Genomic DNA, 6,245 nt, shown 5'->3' on the forward strand with positions numbered 1-6,245 from the left:
GAGGCTGTCATGCGCGCTCTATCCATCGTGTCCGTTCTGCTTCTGGCCGGACTCGGTTTGTCTGGACTGGCCACCGCCGCCGGCGCCAAGGACTATACCTATAAGGCGCCCGCCGCACCGGCTGTCGCCGAAGCGCTGCAAACACCAGACAAGCCGCGCGATCCTGAGACTTACGCCCCGCTTCAGGATGTCCGGCAAACGGCCGCCATCGATCCGACGCCCGGCCTGATCCGTCCCGCCACGCGCCCATGGCTTTCACATAATGATGACAATCGCGGTTTTGTGTGTGTCGATAAAAAGTGCAAGACGTCTATGCCGGTTTACAACACCCACACACCCTTAGAGAGGGAACTGGCCAGTTAGGTGAAAGCTGATGAAACGATTACTTCATATTGCAGGTCTTCTGACCTTAACCGGCCTCACGGCCTGCGTTGACCTTAGCGCTGCGTCTTCACCAGTGCCTCCTGGAGAAAGCCGCCAGAGCGACTTCCCATCGAACGGCCGCAATAAGGATCCAATGGCCGGCAGCATGCCGGCCAAGAAGGTGATTCCGCCGGGCCAGACGTCCGGCGTTTACAAGGGGCAGCCTTATGTCTGCGCCACGCCTTCCTGCAAGACGGCCATACCCGTGCCTTATCCACCGCCGCCCACAGAAAAGAAAAAATAACCCGAATCCAAATTTTATGAATTATTGTCGTTAGGGCGTTTCCCTGAAGACCGCTTTCCTGTACGGCAAAGCCCTTCTGTATCATGAGGCTTGCCATGTCCCACTTCGATGCCTTGTCGGCACTGAAAACCATCCGTCCATCCAACCGCCAGACCGACCAGATGCGTGTCGTGACACTGGAAACCGGCGTGACACGCTATGCCGAGGGCTCGTGCCTCGTCACCTTCGGTCACACCAAGGTGCTGGTCACCGCCTCGCTCGAACAAGGCGTGCCGGGCTTCCTCAAGGGCAAGGGCCAGGGCTGGGTGACGGCCGAATACGGCATGTTGCCGCGCTCCACCCACACCCGTTCGCGCCGCGAAGCCGCCGCCGGCAAGCAATCGGGCCGCACGCAGGAAATCCAGCGCCTGATCGGCCGCTCGATGCGCGCCATTATCGACCTCAAGGCGCTGGGCGAACGCCAGATCACCCTTGATTGCGACGTGCTGCAAGCCGATGGCGGCACCCGCACCGCCTCGATCACCGGCGCCTGGGTGGCGCTTTCCATGGCCTGCAACAAGCTGGTGGCCGACAAGATCATTGAAAAGTCGCCGATCATCGATCAGGTCGCTGCCATTTCCTGCGGCATTTTCGAAGGCACGCCGGTGCTCGATCTCGATTATGACGAAGACTCAAACGCCGAGACGGACGCCAACTTCGTCATCACCGGCAATCTGGACGCGGTCGAGATCCAGGCCACCGGCGAAAAGCGCGGCTTCTCGCGGACTGAATTCAACAACCTCTACGATCTCGGCATCAAGGGCGCGAAGGAACTGTTCGAGCTCCAGAACGCGGCTTTGGCAGCGAAGTAACTTTGGCCATGTAGGGCAGACTATTCTTAAGGGTCTATCCACAGATTGCACAGATTAACACAGATGATGAGTGTCAGCGGCCTGTCTTAAAACCGGTACGTCTTGCCTGTATTAAGGCGCAAATGGAGCCACGAAGCTTCTTTACTTAATCTGTGATAATCTGTGCAATCTGTGGATAAACCTTCTGACTGCCTAACTCTCGTCCATCACATATTCGATCAGTTCACCCGGCTGACAACCGAGCGAACGGCACAGGCAATCAAGCGTCTTCAAGCGCAAGGCCAGCGCCTTCTGGTCGCGGAGCACTTCGAGATCGCGCACGGTAATCCCCGTCCGATCCGACAACTCTACAATCGACAAACGTTTGCGCGCCAGCACTTCGGCCAGCTTCAGTTTTATCATATCGTGTGGTCCACTTCCTGCCGCAACCGCGCGCCTTCCTTAAAAACCTCGGCCAGCACGAACACCACCAGCACGGCGAACCATGTCGTCACGGCGCGCAAGCCATAGATCGGCTCGAAATGGACATGCAGGATGCCCGAAGCGCCGGCCCGCACCGCATAGCTGAAAATCTCCATCGCCCCCAGCCCGAAGCCGATCCAGCGCAGGCGGATGGTGTTGTCCGGATGGAAGACATCGCCTTCCGCCAGGGTCTGGAAGATTTTGCGTGTCCAGTGCATGATGACGAGGTAGCCCGCCAGCGACAAACCAAACGCCACAAACATGACGGTCAGAGACCCGGCCGACAGATCCCCGGCGATATGAAAGCGCCGCACCGATTCCGACGCCAGGTTGGGCACCGACAACAGGCACACCGCCGCCACGACCACCACGAAAATCAGGCTATAGAGGCCATAATAGACGACATCGATCGCCGTTTTGAGCAGGCTGGATATGGAGCGCGGACCAAGCAGGCGCATCTGAGGTTTCCTAAACTCCAAAATGCGTAACGCGCATTTTGGCAAGCATGACCATGCGCCCGAGCTTATGCGAGGAGCCTCGCGGCGATTGAGCGAAAAGAAGTAATATCCTGTCACAACAATCACCTGAAACACAAGTGACCTATTTGTAAGGTGATCAGGATCGGCTACAAGGCGCTCACAACGAGAGAGATATCCATGAGCCTGCAACTGATCCCCGGCGCCCGACTGATCGCCGCCACGCACAATCCCGGCAAGGCGGTCGAGATTTCCGCCATGCTGGAAGGCCGCTACGAAGTGATCACCGCCGGCTCACTTGGTCTGGCCGAGCCGCCCGAAACCGAGGTCAGCTTTATCGGCAACGCCATCCTGAAAGCGCGTCATGCCGCCATGAGCGCCGGCATCGTGGCACTGGCCGACGATTCCGGCCTGAGCATTGAGGCGCTCGATGGCGATCCTGGCATCTACAGCGCGCGCTGGGCCGGTCCGAACAAGGATTTCGACCGCGCCATAGAGGTGATCGAGCACAAGATGCGCATTGCCCGCGAAACAGAGGGCAAGGATAGCCTCAACGCCTGGTTCACCTGCGCCCTGTCAGTGGCCTGGCCGGAAGGTCATGCCGTGGTGTTCGAGGGCCGCGTCGACGGCCGGATCATCTTCCCTCGCCGTGGCGACAAGGGCTTCGGCTACGATCCGATCTTCCAGCCCAACGGCTATGACATCACCTTCGCCGAAATGGACCCGGACGCGAAAGACCGCATCAGCCACCGCCATCTCGCCTTCGAACAACTTCGGGCGGCGCTCTTTTGATCTCCTCCCCATGCAATGGGGAGGTGGCGCGCGCAGTCGCGCCGGAGGGGGCAAAGCCTTTAAGCCTCTATATCCACTGGCCCTATTGTTCGCGTATCTGCCCCTATTGCGATTTCAACGTCACGCGCGACCGTGGACAAGCTTCGCAACGCGGCCTGTTCGACGCCATCCTGCGTGACATGCAAACACAGGCCGAAGGCCTTGGCCCGCGCCAACTGGCCAGCGTGTTTTTCGGCGGCGGCACCCCGTCACTACTGCCGCCGGACTGGGTATCCGAGCTCATTGTACAGGCGAAATACCTTTTTCCGCACACGGATGATATTGAAATCACCCTCGAAGCCAACCCGACCGACGCCGAGATTTCGCGCTACGAAGGCTTCCGCGCCGCCGGTATCAACCGCTTGTCGCTGGGCGTGCAATCGCTCGATGACCAGGCGCTGAAATTCCTTGGCCGCAACCATTCCGCCACTGAGGCCATTCGCGGCATCGAAACGGCACAAAAGGTCTTCGGGCGCGTCTCGCTCGACCTTATCTACGCCCTGCCCGATCAGACCTTAGACGGCTGGGAAAGCGAACTTCGCGCCGCCGCGGCGCTCGGCATCGAGCATATCTCGCCCTATCAGCTCACCATCGAGCAGACCACGCCGTTTGGCCGCGCCGTCAAACGTAAGCTGTGGTCGCCGCCGGAAGAAGAGCTGGCCGAGAGCTTCTATTTCCGCACACTCAATGTACTGGAATCGCTGGCTTTCGAGGCTTACGAGGTCTCCAATCACGCACGCGGAAAAGCCGCCCGCTCGGCGCACAATATTCTGATCTGGGAAGGCGTCGACTATATGGGCATCGGCCCCGGCGCTCACGGAAGGCTAACCCGCGATGGCTCCCGCCATGCCACCATCGCCAACCGCGACCTTAAAGCCTATACCGCCACTGATAATCCGATCGAATCCGAAGCCTTAAGCCCTCTGGAAGCCGAAGAGGAAGCCCTGATGCTGGGTCTGCGACTGGCCGAAGGTGTGGCGCTCAACCGCCTGCCAACCTTGCCGATCCGCGAAAAAGCCGCCCCCCTGATCGAACAGGGCTTTATGGACCTGACACCGGATCGCCTGCGCGCCACGCCCAAGGGCCGGGTTGTGCTGGACCGGCTGTTGTTTGAACTGCTAAGCTGATCCTATGTCCGACACTTCGACACCACTTTGGTTATTGAACCAATTCCTCACACGGGTCACCACCGATATTGTTGATATCGATGGTCGATTGTTTTTGAGAGGACCGGAGGAAAGCTTATCCGATCTCAAAACTAAAATCACCGGATACAGCTCTCCGTCCGAAGCTCAGAAATGGATCAATATTTTTCTGATAGAGTCCTATATAGACGAGGTTGTAGGCTCAGAATGGTCTTTCCATGAAGATTCAGCGATTGAAATTCTGAACACCACAAGGTCGATCTGGACCTATCAAATTGCAGCGAAGTATCCTGCCGCTGTCTTCACTATCACGCCTATTCAGGAAGAGGATGACAATGATTTCGGACTCATCCTGCGGCAGGAATAGGTAAATACATATGCCCGAATCTCTCTTCGCCCCGCCACCGCGCGCCGTGTCTCCCGGCCTCTATATCGTCGCCACGCCGATCGGCAATCTGCGCGATATCACCCTGCGCGCGCTCGATGTGCTGCGCGCCGCCGATGTGGTGCTGGCCGAGGATACGCGTGTCGCCGGCAAGCTGCTGGCCGCCTACGACCTCAAGAAAAAGCTGCTGCGCTATGACGATCATGCCGGCGACAAGATCCTGCCGGAAATCCTGCAACGCCTCGCCGATGGCCAGATCATCGCCCAGGTCTCCGACGCCGGCACGCCCCTGATCAACGATCCCGGCTTCCGGCTGGTTAGCGAAGCGCAGAAGGCCGGCGCCAAGGTCCACCCGATCCCCGGCGCCTCGGCGGTGCTGGCGGCACTTTGTCTCTCTGGTCTGCCGACCGACCGTTTTCTCTTCGCGGGTTTCCTGCCCAACAAGTCGGCGGCGCGAAAAACCTTCTTAAGCGCATTCACCACCAATCCGGCCACGCTCGTCATGTTCGAGACCGGTCCGCGCCTGCATGAGTCCCTGACCGATATCCTGAGCGTGCTGGGTGACCGCGAGGCATGTGTCTGCCGCGAACTGACCAAGCTTTACGAGACCGCCCATCGCGGCACGCTTTCAGAACTGGTCGCGGATCCGGCGCTGGCCGAGCCGAAAGGCGAGATCGTGCTGGTCATCGCCCCGCCGACGGAGGCTGTCCCTTCCGCCGACAATCTGGAGGAAGCGCTGAAACTGGCTTTGGAGCAATATGCGCCGGCCGATGCCGCGCGCCAGCTTTCGGCCATGTTCGGCCTGCCGCGCAAAATGATCTACCAGATGGCGCTGGAGATGAAGAGCAAAGATCGTGGATAGGGCGCTTCGGGGGGCACAGGCGCATAAACGCGGTCACCTGGCCGAATATATCGCGCTCGTGCACCTGATGATGAAAGGCTACCGCATCCTCGGTTTTCGTCTGAAAATGCCGCAGGGCGAGATCGATATTCTGGCACAGAAGGGCACACAACTGGCCATGGTCGAGGTCAAACAGCGCCGCAGTCACGAAGAGGCGATCGAGACCGTGTCCGCCATCCAGCAGGAACGCCTTTGGCAGGCCGGACTGGCGCTGCAGGAAAAGAAGCCGCGCCTGCGCAAGCTCGATCTCGTCATCGATCTCTACACCCTAGTACTACAGTTGCGCATAATGTCGGATTTTTCGATGGGCTGTAGCGGCAATGACTTGATGGCGCCGTCGCCATCGTGACCATGCAAGGATAAATGTCGACGTTAAGGCCTTGGAGGGCATAAGCCTGGCGAACAGGTGGAGGATTTCGGGGGTGGTGTAGATCGGCGTGGCCTTGGCGATCACGCGGCGGCTGTCATCACCGGACTCCTTTCGTTCTCTTTCCCAAAGGCGTTGCGCCGCTGCGTGGCGCTAAGCT

The 6,245-nt window shown here is 59.1% G+C and carries 10 protein-coding genes; 8 read left to right on the forward strand and 2 right to left on the reverse strand.

Annotated elements, in window-relative coordinates:
- The first annotated feature begins 9 nt into the window (after window positions 1-9).
- From B060_RS0116530 to rph, 3 genes are all read left to right on the forward strand, one after another.
- Window positions 10-363, forward strand: a complete 354-nt coding sequence (locus B060_RS0116530) for a hypothetical protein (protein ID WP_018082919.1) — start codon at window positions 10-12, stop codon at window positions 361-363.
- A gap of 10 nt (window positions 364-373) precedes the next feature.
- Window positions 374-667 (forward strand): hypothetical protein, encoded by a 294-nt coding sequence (locus B060_RS27295; protein WP_155847761.1) that lies wholly within the window; start codon window positions 374-376, stop codon window positions 665-667.
- A 95-nt stretch (window positions 668-762) separates the two neighbouring features.
- On the forward strand, window positions 763-1,518 hold the full coding sequence (gene rph / locus B060_RS0116540; protein ID WP_018082921.1) for a ribonuclease PH: 756 nt from the start codon (window positions 763-765) through the stop codon (window positions 1,516-1,518).
- A gap of 192 nt (window positions 1,519-1,710) precedes the next feature.
- Here rph and B060_RS0116545 read toward each other — a convergent pair whose 3' ends face one another.
- Window positions 1,711-1,920 (reverse strand): helix-turn-helix domain-containing protein, encoded by a 210-nt coding sequence (locus B060_RS0116545; protein ID WP_018082922.1) that lies wholly within the window; start codon window positions 1,918-1,920, stop codon window positions 1,711-1,713.
- The gene (locus B060_RS0116550) at window positions 1,917-2,438 is read right to left on the reverse strand and encodes a DUF2975 domain-containing protein (RefSeq protein WP_018082923.1); all 522 of its coding nucleotides are present in this window, start codon (window positions 2,436-2,438) and stop codon (window positions 1,917-1,919) included. The genes B060_RS0116545 and B060_RS0116550 overlap by 4 nt, the downstream gene beginning before the upstream one ends.
- A gap of 198 nt (window positions 2,439-2,636) precedes the next feature.
- Here B060_RS0116550 and rdgB point away from each other — a divergent pair, with 198 nt between their 5' ends.
- From rdgB to B060_RS28335, 5 genes are read left to right on the forward strand one after another with little or no spacing between them, the layout of a single operon-like run.
- Complete coding sequence (rdgB, locus tag B060_RS0116555; protein WP_018082924.1) at window positions 2,637-3,248, forward strand: RdgB/HAM1 family non-canonical purine NTP pyrophosphatase; 612 nt, start codon at window positions 2,637-2,639, stop codon at window positions 3,246-3,248.
- A gap of 23 nt (window positions 3,249-3,271) precedes the next feature.
- Entirely contained in the window at window positions 3,272-4,414 is a 1,143-nt protein-coding gene (gene hemW / locus B060_RS0116560) for a radical SAM family heme chaperone HemW (protein WP_018082925.1), read from the forward strand.
- 4 nt (window positions 4,415-4,418) lie between these two features.
- A complete protein-coding gene (locus tag B060_RS0116565) occupies window positions 4,419-4,799 on the forward strand; it encodes a hypothetical protein (RefSeq protein WP_018082926.1) in 381 nt (126 codons plus the stop codon).
- A 10-nt stretch (window positions 4,800-4,809) separates the two neighbouring features.
- Complete coding sequence (gene rsmI, locus B060_RS0116570) at window positions 4,810-5,679, forward strand: 16S rRNA (cytidine(1402)-2'-O)-methyltransferase (protein WP_018082927.1); 870 nt, start codon at window positions 4,810-4,812, stop codon at window positions 5,677-5,679.
- Window positions 5,672-6,067: a YraN family protein gene (locus B060_RS28335; RefSeq protein ID WP_018082928.1), complete on the forward strand. Its 396-nt coding sequence runs from the start codon at window positions 5,672-5,674 to the stop codon at window positions 6,065-6,067. The genes rsmI and B060_RS28335 overlap by 8 nt, the downstream gene beginning before the upstream one ends.
- Window positions 6,068-6,245 lie beyond the last annotated feature (178 nt).

This window comes from Asticcacaulis benevestitus DSM 16100 = ATCC BAA-896, assembly GCF_000376105.1.
Lineage (GTDB): Bacteria > Pseudomonadota > Alphaproteobacteria > Caulobacterales > Caulobacteraceae > Asticcacaulis > Asticcacaulis benevestitus.

Excerpts from the sequence above, each read along its gene's own strand:
- B060_RS0116565 (WP_018082926.1), top strand. The coding sequence starts at position 4,419 with ATGTCCGACACTTCGACACCACTTTGGTTATTGAACCAATTCCTCACA.
- B060_RS0116550 (WP_018082923.1), bottom strand. The coding sequence starts at position 2,438 with ATGCGCCTGCTTGGTCCGCGCTCCATATCCAGCCTGCTCAAAACGGCG.
- B060_RS0116530 (WP_018082919.1), top strand. The coding sequence starts at position 10 with ATGCGCGCTCTATCCATCGTGTCCGTTCTGCTTCTGGCCGGACTCGGT.
- B060_RS27295 (WP_155847761.1), top strand. The coding sequence starts at position 374 with ATGAAACGATTACTTCATATTGCAGGTCTTCTGACCTTAACCGGCCTC.
- rph (WP_018082921.1), top strand. The coding sequence starts at position 763 with ATGTCCCACTTCGATGCCTTGTCGGCACTGAAAACCATCCGTCCATCC.
- B060_RS0116545 (WP_018082922.1), bottom strand. The coding sequence starts at position 1,920 with ATGATAAAACTGAAGCTGGCCGAAGTGCTGGCGCGCAAACGTTTGTCG.
- rdgB (WP_018082924.1), top strand. The coding sequence starts at position 2,637 with ATGAGCCTGCAACTGATCCCCGGCGCCCGACTGATCGCCGCCACGCAC.
- rsmI (WP_018082927.1), top strand. The coding sequence starts at position 4,810 with ATGCCCGAATCTCTCTTCGCCCCGCCACCGCGCGCCGTGTCTCCCGGC.